The organism is Rossellomorea vietnamensis (assembly GCF_025398035.1).
GTDB lineage: Bacteria > Bacillota > Bacilli > Bacillales > Bacillaceae_B > Rossellomorea > Rossellomorea vietnamensis_B.
The window spans coordinates 2,421,148-2,439,100 of sequence record NZ_CP104558.1 but is presented as its reverse complement, the minus strand read 5'-3'; the positions used below and the strand labels follow the sequence as shown (position 1 = coordinate 2,439,100).

Below are 17,953 nucleotides of genomic sequence, written 5' to 3'. Positions count from 1 at the left end.
ATTTGTTTAGAGGGGTGTTCGTTTGAAGGTCATACGTTTCTTAAAGCCTTACCGTGCTGCCATGGCCGTTGCCTGGAGTCTGATGCTGGTAGAGCTTGCAGTAGAACTGTTGAATCCGCTGTTCATGGCGCGGATCATCGATGAAGGAATTCTGAATAAAGATTTGGACACCGTGTTGAAATGGGGATTCATCATGGTCGGGATGTCTCTCGTAGCCTTCTTTTCAGGTGTGACGAATTCATTTTTTGCGGCACATACGAGTCAGGGATTCGGGTATGATGTGCGGGAAAGCCTGTATAGGAAAGTTCAGTCGTTTTCGTTTGCGAGTTTTAATAAGCTTCCGGCCTCTTCTCTCATCACGAGGATGACGAATGATGTCAGGCAGCTCCAGAATACGATCTTCATGAGCCTCAGGATCATGCTAAGGGCTCCATTGCTTGTAGTGGGTTCCACCATCATGGCCCTGATCGTCAATGCCCGGCTTGCGCTGATTCTAATCGTTGTGATTCCGGTGTTATGGCTGTTCCTGTTTTGGGTGTTGAAACGCGGGTGGAGTCTGTTTGAAAGAGTTCAATCAAGGCTCGATAAAGTAAACGAGGTCATGAAGGAAAACCTTTCCGGAATGAGATTGATCAAAGCGTATACAAGGAGTAATCATGAAGAAAGCCGATTTCATGAAGCGAATGTAGATTTGAAGGATCGAACGGTACGTGCCCTCAGGTTCATGGAAATCATTATGCCTCTCTTGATGCTTGTCATGAACCTTGCCCTTCTTTCCGTTCTATGGTTTGGAAGTATTGATGTGGCCTCAGGTGGTACCAAGGTTGGGGAAGTAGTAGCGATTGTCACCTATGTCACGAGAATCTCATCTGTATTTTCCATATTCTCTTTTATCATCACCAGTTTTTCAAGAGCAAGGGCTTCTGCTGAAAGGGTCGAGGAAGTACTTGAATCGGAGATCGACTTGAAGGATGGAGAGGATGTAGACTCCCGCAACAAAGTGGTCAGAGGAGAAATATCGTTTAAGGATGTATCGTTTCAATATCCATCCACCAGGGGGAAGGTGCTTCGGGATGTTTCCTTTACGGTGGAAGCGGGACAAACCGTTTCCATATTGGGGGCTACGGGATCAGGTAAAAGTTCACTGTTTCAGCTCATCCCCCGTCTGTATGATGCAACAGAAGGGGCCGTTCAATTGGACGGGCGGGAAATCCGGACCATTCCTTTGGCTAAAATAAGAAAAAATATCGGATATGTCCCTCAGGAAGTCATCCTATTCTCCGGATCGGTTTCAGAAAATCTCTTGTGGGGAAAGGAAGATGCCACAAGGGAAGAAATGATTCAAGCGGCAAAAGATGCCCAAATCCATGAAACCATCCTGAATCTCACGAACGGATATGATACGGTCCTCGGGCAAAAAGGGGTCAACCTTTCTGGGGGTCAGAAACAAAGGCTTTCCATTGCCAGGGCCCTCATTCGAAAACCGAAGATCCTCCTGCTGGACGACAGTACGAGTGCATTGGACTTGAAAACGGAGTCGAAGCTCCTTCAAGCATTGAAGAAATATGAGTGTACCACGATGATCATTACACAAAAGGTCAGTACGGCGATGGAATCTGATTGTATCCTGCTTCTGGAAGATGGCGTATTGATCGGAGAAGGGACTCACGAGTCACTCGTAGAGGATTCCGTCCTCTATCAACAGATTTACCAGTCTCAATTCGGAGAGGGGGAAATCCATCATGTCTAGGCATATACGAAAGAAACTGGGGGAGAACGACAAGGCGAAAGATGCAAAAGGCACACTCAGGCGTCTGTGGAGCTACCTTTCCAAAATGAAGATTATTTTGTATTTGGTCATTTTAATGGTGTTCATCAGTTCGGCAGCGGCACTTCTCGGACCCTTCCTTGTAGGGAAGGCGATTGATGACTATATCGTCACGAAGGAGACCTCGGGGCTGGTGGGACTGATTACAGGCTTGATTGCGGTGTACATCCTGCATTCTCTGTCCGTGTGGTTCCAGAATTATTGGATGATCGGTGTCGCGCAGGATACGGTCTACAGGTTGCGGAAGGACCTCTTCCATCAATTGCATCAACTCTCCATCCCATTCTTTGATAAACGGAAGCATGGCGAACTGATGAGCAGGGTGACCAATGATATTGACAATGTGAGTGCCACCTTGAATAGCTCGTTCATTCAAATCATATCCAGTGTCCTTACATTAGTGGGGACCGTCTCGATCATGCTTTGGTTAAGCCCGCTCCTCACTCTCATTACCTTGACCATTGTCCCGCTCATGGTCTTTGGCATGAAGTGGATCACGAAACGGACAGGCCGTTTATTTAAACAATATCAGCATAATATCGGTGAATTGAACGGATATATCGAAGAAACGATCTCTGGTCACAGCATCATCAAAACGTTTTCCAGGGAAGAAACGGCCATCAAAGAATTCGGTGAAAAGAATCAGAGGCTAAAGACAGCTGCTTATTGGGCGGATACGTATTCCGGTTTCATCCCGAAACTAATGAACGTTCTGAATAATCTCAGCTTTGCCGTGATTGCCGGAGTAGGAGGTGTCTTTGCCCTGAATGGCATGATCACGATCGGTGTCATTGTCATATTCGCAGAGTATGCCAGGCAGTTCACGCGGCCACTGAATGAGCTTGCGAATCAGTATAATACGCTCCTCTCAGCGATTGCAGGTGCCGAGCGTGTATTTCAAATTTTAGATGAAGAAGAAGAAGCGAAGGACGAAGGAGATGCCGTGGAAATCGAGTCCGTTGAAGGAAAGGTCGAGTTTCAACATGTTTCGTTCTCCTATGAAAAAGGAGAACAGACCCTTGAGGATGTATCCTTTTCCATACGACCCGGTGAAACCGTTGCCCTGGTCGGACCGACAGGGGCTGGTAAGACAACGATCACGAATCTCCTATCCCGGTTTTATGAATTGAATGAAGGCAGGATAGAGATCGACGGCCAAAATATTCAGGCCATCAAACGTAAAAGCTTACGTCAACAGATGGGCTTCGTTCTACAGGATAGCTTCCTCTTCCAGGGGACGATTGCCGACAATATCCGTTATGGCCGGCTCGATGCGAGCGATGACGAAGTGAAGGATGCCGCTAAGCTTGCCAATGCCCACACCTTCATTGAGAAGATGCCCGAGGGCTACGATACGATGCTGAGGGCGGATGGAAGCGGAATCAGTCAGGGTCAGAAACAGCTGCTGTCCATTGCGAGGGCCATCCTTTCCAATCCGTCCATCCTGATCCTGGATGAAGCAACGAGCAGTATCGACACGATTACGGAGCTGAAGATCCAGGATGCCCTCAAACGGTTGATGAACGGACGGACGAGCGTGGTGGTGGCGCATCGCCTTAACACGATCCGGCAGGCTGATCAAATCCTGGTCCTTGATGGAGGAAGAATCATTGAACAGGGCACTCATGATGAACTTCTTGAGACGAAGGGCTTTTATCATGGGTTGTATCACAGCCAGTTGAAGGAGAGCGGTTGAGATTCAACGAGTACACAAAAAAACACCTCAAAAGTCAGCGCTTTTGAGGTGTTTTTCCTTATAAAGGGGCTAATCATCCCGTTAGCGATCCCTTTGGTACTGCCTTTAATCGGATAAAGGCAATTCTGTAACTTGCAACATCACAAGTAATATATTTATATCTTGAACGTTGTTTGCAGATAATAAACAGCCGCGGGCAATTCCTTGAGTCGTTTGATATACCTAAACGACGTAAGCCCTACCTCTCTTACATCCTAACGGCTCCGAAGCCGATCCAGTGTGAATAAGTTGTTAAATCAAAACAGAATAGAATTACGAATTATCTTCTCTATCGTTTCAATGTATGTTACAAGATTACAATAACTAAATATATCATTAATCTTATAACATGTCAAGGAATCATTTTAATTATAATTCAAGCGACTGCGGCGAATCTTCTTCATCGTTCATCAGACGAATGGCTGTCGGCTGGATTTTCAGGACGATGTAATTGGGATCGTCCGGGCCTTCAAACCATCTCTTCATATGGTCATTCCATAGTTTTTCTTTGTAATGGGCAGAATCTTCGACGGAAGCGCGTCCTTCGATTTCAACGAATGTGTCGCCGTATCCTTCCCCTTCATAGCCAAGGAGGATGTGGACATTGGGATTATCTTCGATTTCATCGGTTTTATGCGTTTCATTGCTCGTTGGCGTATATAAAGTGAGTTCATCATGTGAGAACGTCATATAGCGGGAATGAGGCTTATTATTCTTCACAGTCGCCAGCGTACCTACTTTGCTTTCGTCAAGAACCTTTAAGATTTGTTGTTTCAATTCGGCTTGTGACAATCAATCCATCTCCTTTAATCTTTCTTTTACCCATACTATTCCTTTTCTGAGAGGGAAATAAACATGTGAATGTGTAGACTCCTATCACATCGGGAATAACGAAAATAATAAGGAGTGAAGGATGATGCGCGTGATACCGGAAACACTGGTGAATCTGTGTAAAGAGCGGATGGAAGGGTATAACTGTGAAGGCTTTGTCTATGGGAGGGGACCGATGAACCCTGCCATCATGATTGTAGGGGAGGCACCGGGGGAAACCGAAATTCATAATGGGATGCCCTTCAGCGGGAGAGCCGGTAAGGTGCTGGATCAGTTCTTTCATTACCTCGGTATAGGAAGGGAAGACATATACTTTACCTCTACTGTCAGAAGCAGGCCTTACAAAATCGTACAAAAGAAGACCGTGGACAATGAAATGATCGAAAAGAAATACAACAGGGCGCCGAATCTTAAGGAACAGCTGGCCCATGCACCGATATTGGATTATGAGCTCCAACATGTGAAGCCGAAACAGCTTGTCACATTGGGGAATATAGGGTTGCAAAGGCTGCTGGGGAGGAAATATACGATTTCGGACTGTCACGGCCAGTTGATTCAGTCGAAGGTCAGGCGGTTGAAAGAATTCGATTCCAACGAATGGACCTGGAGCGAGGAAACCTACTCCATCTTTCCAACCTTTCATCCAGCTTCGATTTTCTATAATCGTTCGTTGGAAAAAGACATCTATGAGGATCTTGACCACTTGAAAGATATACTACACAAGAAGAAAAGCTGACATCAGGTGTATGTCAGCTTTTTGAATGATCATTTTTTCGACATATTCTCCTGAGCCATTCTGACAAGTTCCTTCACCATATTACCACCGATCGACCCACCGACTTTCCCCGCTTGTTCGGACGTTAATTTCCCATTATAACCTCTTTGAAGGGGGATTCCCTGTTCCTTTGCGACTTCATATTTGGCTTCTTTTGGATCCAGGGTACCCGATACTCTCGCTTTGAGCTCATCCATTGCGGCTCGGGATTCAGGGACGAGAAGTTTTCTTTTCGACATTTTATCACCTCTTTTATAGAGTGCCCCAAATTTTTTTTGCAAGTATAAAGTATTGTCATATAAGGGTTTTTCTACGTTTATAAAATTTTCGTTATAAAAAAGGATTGTCTATTTTGTGTCAAATAAAATATAATTCTTAATAGTTAGAAAATTTCTATAAAAATAAAAGGGGGAAATGCCGTGGAAGAATTCGTTGGCAAGCTCGTAGGGATCCTTTGGTCCCCGGTCATGATTTATTTTTGTTTGGGCGTAGGCTTACTATTTTCTATTTTAACGAAGTTTTTGCAGGTCCGGTTGATTAAAGATATGATTGTTCAAATGTTTAAGGGTGGAAGCTCAAGTGCAGGGGTGTCTTCATTCCAGGCTTTGGCTCTTTCATTATCCGGACGTGTAGGAACGGGTAACATCGCCGGTACGGCTACTGCCATCGCCTTTGGTGGTCCCGGAGCCGTCTTCTGGATGTGGGCGATTGCCTTCATCGGTGCAAGCAGTGCCTTTATTGAGTCGACATTAGCTCAAATTTATAAGGTGAAGCAGGACGGGGAATACCGTGGTGGACCAGCCTATTATATTGAAAAGGGTATTGGATGGAAGTGGTATGCCGTACTATTCTCATTTGCGACATTACTCGCTATGAGCATCCTAATGCCGGGGATCCAGTCAAACTCCATAGCATTAGGACTGGAGAATGCATTTGGTCTTAATACGACGGTCACAGGTATCGGTCTTGTCGTATTAATTGGGGTCATCATCTTTGGGGGAGTCAAACGTATTGCGGGAGTGGCTTCATACGTCGTGCCGTTCATGGCCATTGCATATATTCTTCTTTCCCTTATCATCGTCGGAATGAATATTGCGGAAATCCCGGCTGTCTTTGGCCTTATTTTCAGAAGTGCATTCGGTGCCGATTCTGTATTCGGCGGAATCATCGGTATGGCTGTTTCATGGGGAGTAAAACGCGGAATCTATTCCAACGAAGCAGGTCAAGGAACAGGACCCCATGCTGCTGCGGCGGCAGAGGTTTCCCATCCGGCGAAACAAGGATTGGTTCAAGCTTTTTCGGTTTATATTGATACCCTTCTTGTTTGTACGGCAACAGCATTCATGATCCTGTTTACGGGCTCATTCAATACGGAAGGTCCTGACGGGACGATGCTTGCCAACAATCTGGATGGTATCGAAGCGGGTCCTGGTTATACACAGGCTGCCATTGAATCCGTCATTCCTGGATTCGGGGCATCATTCGTCGCGATCGCTTTATTCTTCTTTGCCTTTACGACGATCATGGCCTACTATTACATGGCTGAGACGAATGTGGCTTACTTGTTGAGAGGCAAGAATTCAAAGGCGGCCATGGTGGTCCTGAAGGTAGTCCTTCTTGGAGCCACTTTCTACGGAGCGGTAAGAGAAGCGGCCCTTGCGTGGGCGTTGGGAGATATCGGCCTTGGCCTTATGGTATGGCTGAACCTGATCGCGATCCTCATCCTTGCCAAACCGGCACTTAAAGCGTTGAAGGATTACGAAGAACAGAAGAAGCAGGGACTTGATCCGGTCTTTAACTCGAAAAAACTCGGTATCAAAAATGCAGAGTTCTGGGAGCAGGAATACAAAGTCGAAGATAAAGAAAATGCATCATAAACTATAAAAAAAGAAACCTGTTGCCACTGTGGCAGCAGGTTTTTTACTGAAGTGGGGCTTTGATTTTAGAATAAAGCCTTTCCCCGATATATTTTTGGAAAGCATACATGAGCAGTGATTTCATGAAAAACAGAAGAGATAGCTTGTATTGCTTTAAATGAGTCAATTTCCACACACCCAGTTTTTTGAAAAGGGAATAAAAAGGGTATGTAAAAAATGTATCAACCACAATGTTGACGAATACATAAAGGTATATGTTTTGATAAGTGAATTTAAGGATCCACACCGATCCTGTCAGGAAAACCCCGATGACAAAAGGCATAACGCCGTTTACTTTCGGGAAAAGCCTTGTTGAGATGGTCCACCAATTGATTCTCTCTGCCAACACATTCTCAGAATACACAAGAAGTGACATGAACATAGAGGCGGGTAAATATCTTTTTAAGGTTTCTTTTCCTGCCAATAAGAGAAATACCCACGATATGAGCATCAGTATCAATATGTACCGTTTATTGCGTTTGTGGCTCAAGGTCATTTCCTCCTTAGTGTGTGATGTTATTTATAGAATGTTCATTGTGAAAACAATTATTCGGTTTAAGAAGAAAATGTAAACCGATCAGATTAGTAAGCTTTATCTTTGAGTCAGGCATTGAAATTGATTATGATAAACGTAGAAGAAAAACGTCATTTTATCATTGGGAGGTGCTGTTTCATTGGATGTATATCAATCGTTTATACAGAATGAACGCCAAAGGAAATTGGTTGACTTAGCCGGGGAACTTGCCGATGCGTTTTCTGAACGGGGGGAGAAGTACGATAGAGAGGATGCGTTCCCTTATGAAAATTTCGACGACCTCAAAAAAAGTGGATACGGGACTCTGTCTCTTCCGAAAGAATATGGGGGAGAAGAGATCAATTTATATGAGCTTGTCATGATCCAGGAGAGACTGGCTACAGGGGATGCCGCAACGGCATTGTCCATTGGCTGGCATTTGGGGGGATTGATGGAGCTTACAGAGACCCGTGTGTGGGAGGAAGAGGTCTTCAAGGATCTGTGTGAGAAGATTGTATCAAACAAAGCTCTCGTGAACCGTGCGGCCACAGAACCGGCAACGGGCAGTCCGACACGTGGGGGACTGCCTCAGACCAAGGCGATCAAAACCGAAAAGGGATGGAGAATAACAGGCCGGAAATCCTTTACTTCAATGGCGAGGGTGCTGGATTATTCCTTAGTATCGGCTGTGATCGGTGATACGGAGGAGAAAGGCTTCTTCCTTGTGGATCATGACTTGGAAGGTGTGAGCATTGAGGAGACGTGGGATACGATTTCCATGAAGGGAACAGGGAGTGATGACCTCGTTCTTAAAGACGTCCAGTTACCGTCTTCTTCCCTCGTGGAGCGGGACAGCGATCAAGGGAAGAGTGATCTTCCCAAAGCATGGCTGCTACATATCCCTGCCTGTTATATAGGGGTGGCGATGGCAGCGCGTAATGATGCCATCCAGTTTGCCAAAGACTACTCCCCGAACAGTCTGCCCGGTCCGATCAAGGATGTTCCCGAGGTCCAGCGGAAAATCGGTGAAATTGAATTAGAGTTGTTTAAAGCCAGGCAGATCCTGTATTCCGTGGCAGATAAGTGGGTAAGGGAGCCTGCAAAACGGGGGGATATGGCTGCAGAACTTTCTTCTGTCAAGCACATTGTCACAAACAGCGCCTTTCATATCGTGGACACTGCCATGAGGATCGTGGGAGCGAGGAGCCTCTTCCGGACCAATTCCATGCAGCGCTATTATCGTGATGTGAGGGCAGGGCTCCATAACCCTCCAATGGATGATATGGTCATTTCAATGTTGGCGAATAACGCCTTGAAATAAGGTTTGAGACAAATGCGTTTCAGACTAAAGAAATCCGAACGATCACTCGACATTCTTTAGTGAATATCGAATTCGTTCGGATTTTTTCGTTTTTGTAAAAGGACTAAATCATCATTCCGGGTACAGTGCTTTTTCCAATACGTTACGATGCTGTGCCTCAAGGAGATGGATCTCACTCAGCTCTTCAATAAGATCATGAATGGATAACAGTTCATAAAGCATGATGGTTTCGCAGGAGAAGTGATGCTTCATGGATTGAAATGGTTTCATATGAAGCCCCTCCTGATCCTCCCAGAATTCCTCCAATAAATTCTTCATAAGGGTAAAATGCTGGTCTGGAATTTGAAATGAAGGGTGGTGCATGATTCCTTTTAAACTTAATGTCGCATCCATGATCCGTTCTTTTTCTTCTTCGCTGAAAGAGTAGTGGACGGGTAGATAGATGATGTTACCGATATGAAAAAGGATCTGTCTCAAGATGTTCAGTTTCTTATACTCATAATGGAAGCAGCGCATTTCCTGTCGGTTGGAGCGGTGGAGCTTCCATTCTTCTTTCTGGTATTCGCAAAGAGTATCCGTCAAATCAATCTCTCTTAAAATATCATTGAATATCAATTTCGTCTCTCGGTGCAGAGAATGATTCTGGAGTACCTCAGAGCCCCTTCTTTCCAACAGATTCCCTGTTTTGAAATAGAGATTATGAATATTGGTTGAAATCGTGTTGCTGTACTTAGGTGGAAGGATCCACAGATTGACCAAAGTCGATACAATCAGTCCGATGGTCGTCGTTCCCAGACGAATGAAAAACGTCGCTACGTAGTGATCATGGATTGTGGGGATCATGGCGATTCCCGTTAGTGTAGCGACGAGGATACCCGCACCCAGATGAAGCTTATGGCAGGTGATGATCGTCAGTAGCGCGACCAGAGCATAGGTAAGGGCATGGTCCCCTAACGTATGAGTGATGATCACGGCAAATAACGCACCGATAGCCGATGCCGGAAAGCGGACATACGCTTTTTTGATTGAATTGGCAGCCGTCGGTTCAATGGTGACGATAGCGGTTATGACGGCAAAGGTCGCCGGCCAGTTCAACAGTTCACATACGAGGGCAGTAAGAAAAACGGCAAGTCCTGTTTTGGCAATCCTTCCCCCGACAAATTGAAATTTTTTCAGAAAACCCATAATAAGCCCCTCTTTAATAAAATCACTATGTTCTATTATAAAGTAAGAAAAAACCAAATTAAATAAATTGACAAAAAAAGAACTGTTCAGGGAACAGTTCTTTATATATGATAACTCATCTTAGAGGCAATGGCCGTAATAGGATTTGGATTGACTGAGGCATCTTCCGTTCGTTCTGTGCCTCTTTTAAATACTTGAACATTCTTTTGCCCGCGCCAGAGTTTGCGGAATGAATCGTGATTCTTTCTGCAAATAACTGTTTTTCCACCATGTAGTGGACGAGCATTAAACCATTACGTGTCTTACTCTCTAAGTCGTGATCCAGTGAGAGATGAGCGATAGAAAAATTAAGTAGCAGGTCAATACATTCATCGATGTCTTTCGCGAGAATGTACCCTTGTGGACAGTGACGATAATCATCTAAAAACACATTTACTGTCATATTTATTCTTCTTTCGTCATTTGACTTAATTTAAGCCTAACAGAGATTGACAAATACTTATATAGGTCAATAGTATGAATAATACAAATATATTTGTAATTTTTTTGTAGGTTTTTGGTGAGGAATCTTTATGTCTTACAATTTTCGTAGAGAAGAAAGTATTATCTCTCCCCGAGTATGTTCAATAATAAATCAGGTCGATCGGTGATGATGCCGTCTGCCCCGAGGTTTATGAGTCTTTCCATGGTTTCCCGGTCGTTGACGGTCCAGTAATGTACCTGAAGGCCGATGCGGTGGGCGCCTGAGATCAGAATCGGTTGCGTCAGGTCCAGATTTCCTTCTTGCAGGGGAAGTTGAAAAGCGTCGACACTCGTTTTATAAAGATTTCGCATGAACAGTTTATGCAGGATGACGAATTTTTTTGCCTCTTGTTTGCCTCCTTGTGTGGCAACCATTCCCTTGGAGTAGGTTTCGACTAAATTGATAATGTCCTGGTCGAAAGAGGCGATGAGGACTTTATCCTCCATATCGTATTCTTCAATCAGTTTTATTAACTTCTGTACCATTTCCTCTATCCGTTCTTCCGGGTTGTCGTCTTTCACTTCAATATTGATCCTCATATCGGGAAACCGCTGAAATACTTCCTCTAGGGTCGGGACATATATATGTTTTCCTCTGAATGAGTATTCCCCCTTCAGATCTTGGAAATAGTATGCCGCATCCAGCCGTTGGAGCTCTTTCAACGTATAATCCTTTACATAGCCACGTCCGTCCGTTGTCGCATCAACTGTGGGATCATGAATCGTTACCAAATGGCCGTCTTTTGTAATATGTATATCCGTTTCAATGACATCGGCTCCAAGGTCCACGGCATTTTGGAACGCTTCAATGGTATTCCCGGGTGCAAGATGCTTCCCCCCCTGATGGGCAATGACGAGGGGACGCTCATTTTCCTTTTGCAAGAAAGGGGGTGGTGTGCCCTTTTCAACTGGCAGCCAGTATACGATGATGGAAAACAGGACAAAGAAAGCGATCATCATCTCGATGACGATGCGCTGTTTTTTGGGTGTTTGGGGTACATGCGTATTTTTCATCTGCGTTCATCCTTTTACATAAAGAATCTTATTTTTCATTATAAGTACGACCTTGGATATTTAGGACAATAATGTAAGAGAAATTCAGATTAATATAAAAAGTGGAATAAGTGATCATGAATGATTATTACTTTTAAAAGTAAAAAAATTACGCTTTAAATATAAAAAAGTGTTGCTTTTGGAAGTAAAATCGATTACCTTATAAAGTAAGGAGGGGATATTTACCATGAAAGATCATTTGAGGTTAAATGTTTCATTGCTGCGCAAGCGTGTACCGAATCTCACATCTGCGGCCAAAACGGTGGGATTAAGGCCTGCCACTGTGTCCAATTTATGTACAGGGAAAATATCGGTGGGCCGCGCCGAAGTGAAAACGATCGTGACCCTTGCAAACCTGGCAAATTGCACGTTGGATGAATTAATTATTCAAGGAGGGAAAGTAAGTATGATTGAAACGGGGATTAAACCGCTTGATTTATTTGCACCCATTGTTCAGGGGGGGACCAACGGATTCGTTGCGAGATCCCAGATCGGCCAATTTGTCGTTTTGGCTGAAATGACACAAGTATTGAAAGAGAAGGGTTACCATGCCATTTTAATAACTCCGGATCAAACTTATCCCGGTTTAAGTGACCTTGAAGGATTCGTCGATGCGAAATGCCACACGATCGGGGATGCCTTTGCGGAGGTTTCATTGGTGGGGGATAAGGAAAGTATTCTCTTGTATGTTGATCGTTCGTTTATTGTCTCAGGGGAGCTGTATGAATTGAGAGAGAGGTTCGAAGCAGAGGGCTATCCGGATATCACCACCATTTTATTTGATCCAAGCGGAGAAGCAGTGGATGAAGATGACCCGTTTGGTCCACTTGATACCTTGTGTTATTTCGACATAGATCTTGCTACCCGTGGAATGTACCCGGCCATTCATCCCGTTCAGTCGACATCTATCCTGCTCGAAGACGAAGCTTTGGATGCAAGCCACGCTGCGACCCATAAGAAGGCAAAGAAAGTGTTAAGGCGATATAAAGAAATCCGCGTCTTGATGAATACGATCGGTAAGGATAAAATCCCCGACGCAGACCTTGAGCTGTTCGAAATAGGAGAGAGACTCGAAGCATACTTGAGTCAACCTTTCTATGTCGCGGAGGAATTCACCAAGGTGAAAGGACAGAGTGTACCGGTCCAACAAACCATCGGGGACATACAGAACATACTCCAGGGCAACTACAACCACCTCGACCCCAAAGACCTCACCTATAAAGGACAATTGAATTAACCTTCTTATGAGGGACGGACCCCGGGCAGGAGTGCCGAGGTCCGTCCCTATGACTTTTTTCGTTATTTTATGTCTATTGAGAAAGGATTTATCCAAATTTTGTCGTATGTGTAAAGTAATACTTTTTTCTGGGAGACATTTCGATGCTGATTGAGAAATTATTATTACATGTACTGATTATATTGGCTCCTGTTCTCATTCAAACCTCTCTCCTGGAAAATCACAGGCTGGGGAAATCCCCTGTTTTCATTGGTGTATTACATGGGATTGCAGCGTTCATGTGTTTGATTTTCGCCTTTGAAAGCTTTGGGCTGTATTGGGATTTCAGGTATATCCCATTGGTTCTTTCCATGTTGTACGGTGGAAGGAAAGCCGGGGGCATCGTCTTCATGTTTATCTTGGCGGCACGTATCATCCATGGGGGTGATGCGATTCTCTTTGGATTCATCAGTGCTTTCCTGGCAGGAGTCCTGCCATTTTTGATTTCCAATCGCTTTTGGTCATTCCCTCCACGAAAACGAGTGACATTTGCTGTGTTACTGGGGTTTTGGCCGGCCCTGGTCATGCTCGGGATCCTGCTTTCCTTTGCCTTCCTATCCGGTGTCCCTGTTTCGGGTAACCGGGAGATGGGTATCTATGTCCTTATATTCGGAGGGATCCAGGTGCTGGGAGTGGGACTCGCAGCTCAACTGAATGAATGGATGATTGAAAAGAAGATCATGCGGGAAGAAATCATGAAGTCGGAGAAACTCAATACTCTTGGTGAACTCGCCGCCTCCATCGCGCATGAAGTGCGCAATCCCCTGACGGTTGTGAAAGGATTCCTTCAATTAATGAAAAAGCAGGTCAAAGGTGATCATGAAGAATATTTGAAGATCGTACTAAGTGAATTGGGAAGGGCAGAGGACATCATCAACGATTATTTGAACTTCGCCAAGCCGGAGCTCGAAAAGGTCGAGAAGATCAATGTCAAAGAAGTCCTTTCAGATGTCACCGTCCTCCTCAATGCCTACGCATTGAAGGAAGGGGTTTATCTTGAGGCGGACTTGAAGGAAGACGGGTACTTATTGACAGACCGGAATAAATTGAAACAAGCATTCGTCAATATCATCAAGAATGCCATTGAGGCAACCCCTCCCCAAGGAAGTGTCACCATACATCTGGAAGTCACCCATACACAGGTGATCATCACCATAACAGATACAGGCAAAGGAATGACGAAAGAACAGATCGCACGAATCGGGACACTCTTCTTCACGACAAAGGATCAGGGGACCGGTCTCGGAACATCCGTGTCCATGCGGATCATCGCCGCCATGGGTGGGCATGTCCATTATTCAAGCATTGTGAATAGAGGAACAGTGGCAACGATAAGCCTGCCGTTAAATCAGTCTGCTAAATTTGATTCGAATCTTGAAAATGCTTATATGAATAATCAAAACGCTTAGGGAAAGGACTAAGTGTTTTTTTGTTGAATCAAAAAATCCCTCAGCTCCATTTCCCGTACATACGTTCCATGATAGGATAGAAGATATGAATGATAAAGCCTAACGTGCAGGCGACAATGACCGTTCCGATACCGACAGCCCCGTGGAAGACCATGGCGAGGGTGATGGCAATCGCTTCATTTAGCAAGCGGGAATTGCGCAAGTTTAACCCGAACCGGTGATGGATCGCCACCATGAACGTATCCATGGGGCTTGAAGGGAGCTTGGCTTGAAGATAGATGGAAATCCCAATCCCCAGGAGCAGGATGCCGATCAAGACAAAAGATAGTTGTTGAACAAATCCAATGGGTTCAATTGTTTTGAGACCGGACGTGATCCAGTAATCAACCATCATCCCGATCACAAAGATGGAGAGGGCGGCTAACCATTGGATCCCTTCTTTTAATAAAAGTGCGTTTATGAGGATGAGAATGCATCCATTCATGAAAATGCATGTCCCGATAGAAAGGTGAAGCAGGGTGGATTCCCCGACGGCCAGTGCATCCCAGGGAGCTGCTCCCAAATCCCCTTTGATAATAAGTGACACCCCTAATGATAGAGATAGTAATCCAATGCAATAAAAGATGAATCTTGCCTTCATTCTCCCGAATCCTCCGTTCCGAACAGCTTGTCTAATATATATGTACATCTGAAAAAAGTTAGAATATCAATTTCCTTTGAAAACTGGAGGTGAAACGTACGTGAAGAAAATCATGAAGGTATCCATCAGGGAGTTAGTGGAGTTTGTGTATAAGGAAGGGAGCATCGATCTGAGATTTCAGGCTCGTTCCTCTGCGGTCAACGGCACAAGACTCCATCAGAAACTGCAGAAACAATATAAAGAAGGCGATGAAAAGGAAGTATTCCTGAAAGGAGAGAAAGCAGCCGGTGGTCTCGTCTATCATCTTGAAGGCCGTTGTGATGGCATTCACTATGATGACAGTGAAGTGACCGTGGAGGAAATCAAATCGACGGCAAAAAAACTGGAATTGATTGAAGAAGGAAGCCGGGTTCACTGGGCTCAGGGTGAATGCTATGCATACCTGCTGGCAAAGGAAAAGCAGCTCTCCCATGTGGGTGTTCAATTAACCTATATCGAGGTTGAATCAGAAAGAACGAAGTCATTCAAGCAAATCTATTCCATTGGAGAGCTTGAACGCATCGTGAATGAAACCCTGGTCGCGTATACACCGTTTGCCAATGTGATTCTGACAAATGAAGAAAACAAAATGAAAAGTGTCACCGATCTGATATTTCCCTATCCTTCGTACCGAAAAGGGCAGAAAAAACTTGCAGGTGCCGTATATAAAACCGTATCCGAATCGAAATCCCTTTATGCCAATGCTCCTACGGGAACAGGAAAAACCATCTCCACCCTTTTCCCTGCCATAAAAGCAATGGAAGAAGGGAACAGCAGGTGGTTTTATGTGACGGCAAAGACGATCACCCGTACAGTGGCAGAAGAGGCCCTTCTTCTTTTGGAAAAAGAGGGTCTGGCCCACAGGACGGTTACGATCACGGCAAAAGATAAAATCTGCTTTAAAGAAGAAACAATTTGTCAGAAGGAGTATTGTGAATTTGCAAACGGATATTATGATCGCATTAACGGAGCGCTGATTGATATTTTGACACAGGAAACCATCATCACGCGTCCCATCCTTGAATCCTACGCGAGAAAGCATAAGGTATGTCCTTTTGAATATTCCATCGACCTTTCCTACCTGGTGGACGGAGTCATCTGCGATTATAACTATATCTTCGATCCGAGGGTTTCCTTGAAAAGAATGAGCGATGAAAGTAAGAAAAAGACGAATCTGCTCATAGACGAGGCCCATAATCTGGTAGGAAGGGGAAGGGAAATGTATTCTGCCTCCCTGAAAAAGTCTGCTTTCTTACAAATCAAAAAGATGTACCCTGACCATGACGGGTTGAGGCAGGGAATTACTGCAGTTAATAAACAATTACTGCGATTGAAAAAAGAAGACGGTGCTGACACCCGGGCCGAATTGGATGATCAACTCGTTGAGTCGGTAGTAAGCTTCATTGAAATTGCTGAACAGTGTCTGGGGGAAACGGGCAGGGAATGGTCGGACGAATTTATGCAGTTGTATTTCGATAGCATCAGTTTTGTGAGGATTTCAAATCTCTACTCTGAGGAACATCGTTTTCTCATTGAGCGAAGCTCCCGTGAATTAGAAGTGAAACTTTACTGCATCGATCCATCGAAGCTTATTAAACAGGTTACACGTCCGTATCAATCATCGGTATTTTTCTCTGCTACACTGCATCCGTTTTCGTACTATTTTCAGCAGCTGGGCGGGAGTGAAGAAGATTATCGGTTCCTGATTCCTTCCCCATTTGAGCATAACCAGTGGAAGGTAGGAATCCACCCGATTTCCACCCGATTCAGGGACAGGGAACGGACCCTTCCCATCATTACGCGTTCCATAGAGGAGACGTTCAATGGGTACAAAGGAAATTATCTCGTCTTCTTTTCTTCTTACTCTTATATGCAGGAAGCGTATGACAGGCTGAATAAAGAATCATTGGACGCCGTGGTCCTGATTCAGGAACCGAATATGAGGGAGGGAGAAAGAGAAGAATTCCTCGGGGAGTTCCGGAGTGATAGAGAACAACCCGTTATCGGTCTTGCGGTCCTGGGAGGGATCTTCTCAGAAGGGATCGATCTGAAAGGAGACCGGTTAAAGGGTGTGATCGTGGTAGGGGTGGGGCTGCCCCAGCCTTCTGTGGAACAGGAAATCATCAGGGATTATTTTAATGGCATGGGAATGAACGGGTATGATTATGCCTATGTGTATCCCGGGTTGAATAAAGTATTTCAATCAGGAGGAAGACTCATCCGTTCGGAAGAGGACAGGGGAGTCCTGAAGCTGATCGATGATCGGTATCTGACCCCTAAATACCAGGCTTTATTGCTGGATGAATGGAAAGGGTATCGCATCGTAACGTAAAAAAGACCGCTGAAAACAGCGGTCTTTTATCATTAGTTAAAAGAAGGATCCTTTAACAGACGGTCAAATTCTTCAAGGTGATGCGTTTCATCGGCGATCATATCATCAAGCTTGATGCTGAGCTCAACAAGACCCAATTCCTCGGCTTGTTCTTTACGCTTCTTATAACGCTCAATGGTATCTGCTTCGGCTTTACGGCCTTCTTCCAGCATTTCCTTCACATTATCCGTTTGTTTAACTGCAGCAGGCGTCGTTGTCGGCTGACCACCCAATGTTTTAATCTTTTCAGCAAGGTATAAAGCGTGACCCTGCTCATCAGGAATTTCTTCTTCAAAGAAAGGCTTTAAGATTTGACGATACAAGCCGCTCACTACAGCAGCGTAGTTAGTGTAAAGAATGACTGCCGCATATTCATTGGCTAAATCTTCGTTTAACCCATCAATCAATTCATGTAATTTTGCTTCATCCATGTAAATACCACCCTTTTTCATTGTTGTTATAGAGACTATTTACCCGGGCTGATGTAAAAATAAACATTCCGGCGGGAATCGAATGCCCTTCAAATATTTTGCCTGAA

At 44.7% G+C, this 17,953-nt stretch carries 16 protein-coding genes; 8 read left to right on the top strand and 8 right to left on the bottom strand.

The window, feature by feature from the left end:
* Positions 1-61 precede the first annotated feature (61 nt).
* The gene (locus N5C46_RS12550; protein WP_261752350.1) at positions 62-1,750 is read left to right on the top strand and encodes an ABC transporter ATP-binding protein; all 1,689 of its coding nucleotides are present in this window, start codon (positions 62-64) and stop codon (positions 1,748-1,750) included.
* The gene (locus N5C46_RS12545) at positions 1,743-3,524 is read left to right on the top strand and encodes an ABC transporter ATP-binding protein (RefSeq protein WP_261748945.1); all 1,782 of its coding nucleotides are present in this window, start codon (positions 1,743-1,745) and stop codon (positions 3,522-3,524) included. Before N5C46_RS12550 ends, N5C46_RS12545 begins: the two co-directional genes overlap by 8 nt.
* A 408-nt stretch (positions 3,525-3,932) precedes the next feature.
* Here N5C46_RS12545 and N5C46_RS12540 read toward each other — a convergent pair whose 3' ends face one another.
* On the bottom strand, positions 3,933-4,355 hold the full coding sequence (locus N5C46_RS12540) for a pyridoxamine 5'-phosphate oxidase family protein (protein WP_061809989.1): 423 nt from the start codon (positions 4,353-4,355) through the stop codon (positions 3,933-3,935).
* Positions 4,356-4,479: 124 nt separating this feature from the next.
* On the opposite strand from N5C46_RS12540, the gene N5C46_RS12535 reads away from it, so the two are divergent.
* Positions 4,480-5,130, top strand: a complete 651-nt coding sequence (locus tag N5C46_RS12535) for a uracil-DNA glycosylase (RefSeq protein WP_420720411.1) — start codon at positions 4,480-4,482, stop codon at positions 5,128-5,130.
* 29 nt (positions 5,131-5,159) lie between these two features.
* Here N5C46_RS12535 and N5C46_RS12530 read toward each other — a convergent pair whose 3' ends face one another.
* Positions 5,160-5,408 (bottom strand): alpha/beta-type small acid-soluble spore protein, encoded by a 249-nt coding sequence (locus N5C46_RS12530; RefSeq protein WP_261748943.1) that lies wholly within the window; start codon positions 5,406-5,408, stop codon positions 5,160-5,162.
* 180 nt (positions 5,409-5,588) lie between these two features.
* Between N5C46_RS12530 and N5C46_RS12525 the strand changes: the two genes are divergently transcribed.
* Positions 5,589-7,046, top strand: coding sequence for an alanine/glycine:cation symporter family protein (locus tag N5C46_RS12525; protein WP_261748942.1), 1,458 nt, complete (start codon positions 5,589-5,591; stop codon positions 7,044-7,046).
* A gap of 43 nt (positions 7,047-7,089) precedes the next feature.
* Here N5C46_RS12525 and N5C46_RS12520 read toward each other — a convergent pair whose 3' ends face one another.
* The gene (locus tag N5C46_RS12520; protein WP_261748941.1) at positions 7,090-7,575 is read right to left on the bottom strand and encodes a hypothetical protein; all 486 of its coding nucleotides are present in this window, start codon (positions 7,573-7,575) and stop codon (positions 7,090-7,092) included.
* 184 nt (positions 7,576-7,759) lie between these two features.
* Between N5C46_RS12520 and N5C46_RS12515 the strand changes: the two genes are divergently transcribed.
* The gene (locus N5C46_RS12515) at positions 7,760-8,920 is read left to right on the top strand and encodes an acyl-CoA dehydrogenase family protein (protein ID WP_261748940.1); all 1,161 of its coding nucleotides are present in this window, start codon (positions 7,760-7,762) and stop codon (positions 8,918-8,920) included.
* A 111-nt stretch (positions 8,921-9,031) separates the two neighbouring features.
* On the opposite strand, the gene N5C46_RS12510 is transcribed toward N5C46_RS12515, so the two are convergent.
* The 3 genes from N5C46_RS12510 to N5C46_RS12500 all read right to left on the bottom strand — a co-directional run bounded on the left by N5C46_RS12510 (position 9,032) and on the right by N5C46_RS12500 (position 11,641).
* Positions 9,032-10,105, bottom strand: coding sequence for an aromatic acid exporter family protein (locus N5C46_RS12510; protein WP_261748939.1), 1,074 nt, complete (start codon positions 10,103-10,105; stop codon positions 9,032-9,034).
* A gap of 115 nt (positions 10,106-10,220) precedes the next feature.
* The gene (locus N5C46_RS12505) at positions 10,221-10,547 is read right to left on the bottom strand and encodes a cyclic-phosphate processing receiver domain-containing protein (protein ID WP_229596116.1); all 327 of its coding nucleotides are present in this window, start codon (positions 10,545-10,547) and stop codon (positions 10,221-10,223) included.
* 161 nt (positions 10,548-10,708) lie between these two features.
* Positions 10,709-11,641 carry a glycerophosphodiester phosphodiesterase family protein gene (locus N5C46_RS12500; RefSeq protein ID WP_261748938.1) on the bottom strand — a complete coding sequence of 311 codons (933 nt, stop codon included), beginning with the start codon at positions 11,639-11,641 and terminating at the stop codon, positions 10,709-10,711.
* A 226-nt stretch (positions 11,642-11,867) separates the two neighbouring features.
* On the opposite strand from N5C46_RS12500, the gene N5C46_RS12495 reads away from it, so the two are divergent.
* Together N5C46_RS12495 and N5C46_RS12490 are read left to right on the top strand one after the other, a co-directional pair.
* Positions 11,868-12,917, top strand: coding sequence for an ATP synthase beta subunit C-terminal domain-containing protein (locus N5C46_RS12495; protein ID WP_261748937.1), 1,050 nt, complete (start codon positions 11,868-11,870; stop codon positions 12,915-12,917).
* A 197-nt stretch (positions 12,918-13,114) separates the two neighbouring features.
* Positions 13,115-14,365: an ATP-binding protein gene (locus N5C46_RS12490; protein WP_420720458.1), complete on the top strand. Its 1,251-nt coding sequence runs from the start codon at positions 13,115-13,117 to the stop codon at positions 14,363-14,365.
* 40 nt (positions 14,366-14,405) lie between these two features.
* Here N5C46_RS12490 and N5C46_RS12485 read toward each other — a convergent pair whose 3' ends face one another.
* Complete coding sequence (locus tag N5C46_RS12485) at positions 14,406-15,005, bottom strand: YczE/YyaS/YitT family protein (RefSeq protein WP_261748935.1); 600 nt, start codon at positions 15,003-15,005, stop codon at positions 14,406-14,408.
* A gap of 100 nt (positions 15,006-15,105) precedes the next feature.
* Here N5C46_RS12485 and N5C46_RS12480 point away from each other — a divergent pair, with 100 nt between their 5' ends.
* A complete protein-coding gene (locus N5C46_RS12480) occupies positions 15,106-17,376 on the top strand; it encodes an ATP-dependent DNA helicase (protein ID WP_261748934.1) in 2,271 nt (756 codons plus the stop codon).
* 32 nt (positions 17,377-17,408) lie between these two features.
* Here the strand turns inward: N5C46_RS12480 and N5C46_RS12475 are convergent, their stop codons facing one another.
* Positions 17,409-17,846, bottom strand: a complete 438-nt coding sequence (locus tag N5C46_RS12475; RefSeq protein ID WP_034760943.1) for a ferritin-like domain-containing protein — start codon at positions 17,844-17,846, stop codon at positions 17,409-17,411.
* Positions 17,847-17,953 lie beyond the last annotated feature (107 nt).

Coding starts and splice junctions, on each gene's coding strand:
- N5C46_RS12475 (WP_034760943.1), bottom strand. CDS start 17,846: ATGGATGAAGCAAAATTACATGAATTGATTGATGGGTTAAACGAAGAT.
- N5C46_RS12505 (WP_229596116.1), bottom strand. CDS start 10,547: ATGACAGTAAATGTGTTTTTAGATGATTATCGTCACTGTCCACAAGGG.
- N5C46_RS12550 (WP_261752350.1), top strand. CDS start 62: ATGGCCGTTGCCTGGAGTCTGATGCTGGTAGAGCTTGCAGTAGAACTG.
- N5C46_RS12530 (WP_261748943.1), bottom strand. CDS start 5,408: ATGTCGAAAAGAAAACTTCTCGTCCCTGAATCCCGAGCCGCAATGGAT.
- N5C46_RS12510 (WP_261748939.1), bottom strand. CDS start 10,105: ATGGGTTTTCTGAAAAAATTTCAATTTGTCGGGGGAAGGATTGCCAAA.
- N5C46_RS12545 (WP_261748945.1), top strand. CDS start 1,743: ATGTCTAGGCATATACGAAAGAAACTGGGGGAGAACGACAAGGCGAAA.
- N5C46_RS12495 (WP_261748937.1), top strand. CDS start 11,868: ATGAAAGATCATTTGAGGTTAAATGTTTCATTGCTGCGCAAGCGTGTA.
- N5C46_RS12535 (WP_420720411.1), top strand. CDS start 4,480: ATGCGCGTGATACCGGAAACACTGGTGAATCTGTGTAAAGAGCGGATG.
- N5C46_RS12500 (WP_261748938.1), bottom strand. CDS start 11,641: ATGAAAAATACGCATGTACCCCAAACACCCAAAAAACAGCGCATCGTC.
- N5C46_RS12485 (WP_261748935.1), bottom strand. CDS start 15,005: ATGAAGGCAAGATTCATCTTTTATTGCATTGGATTACTATCTCTATCA.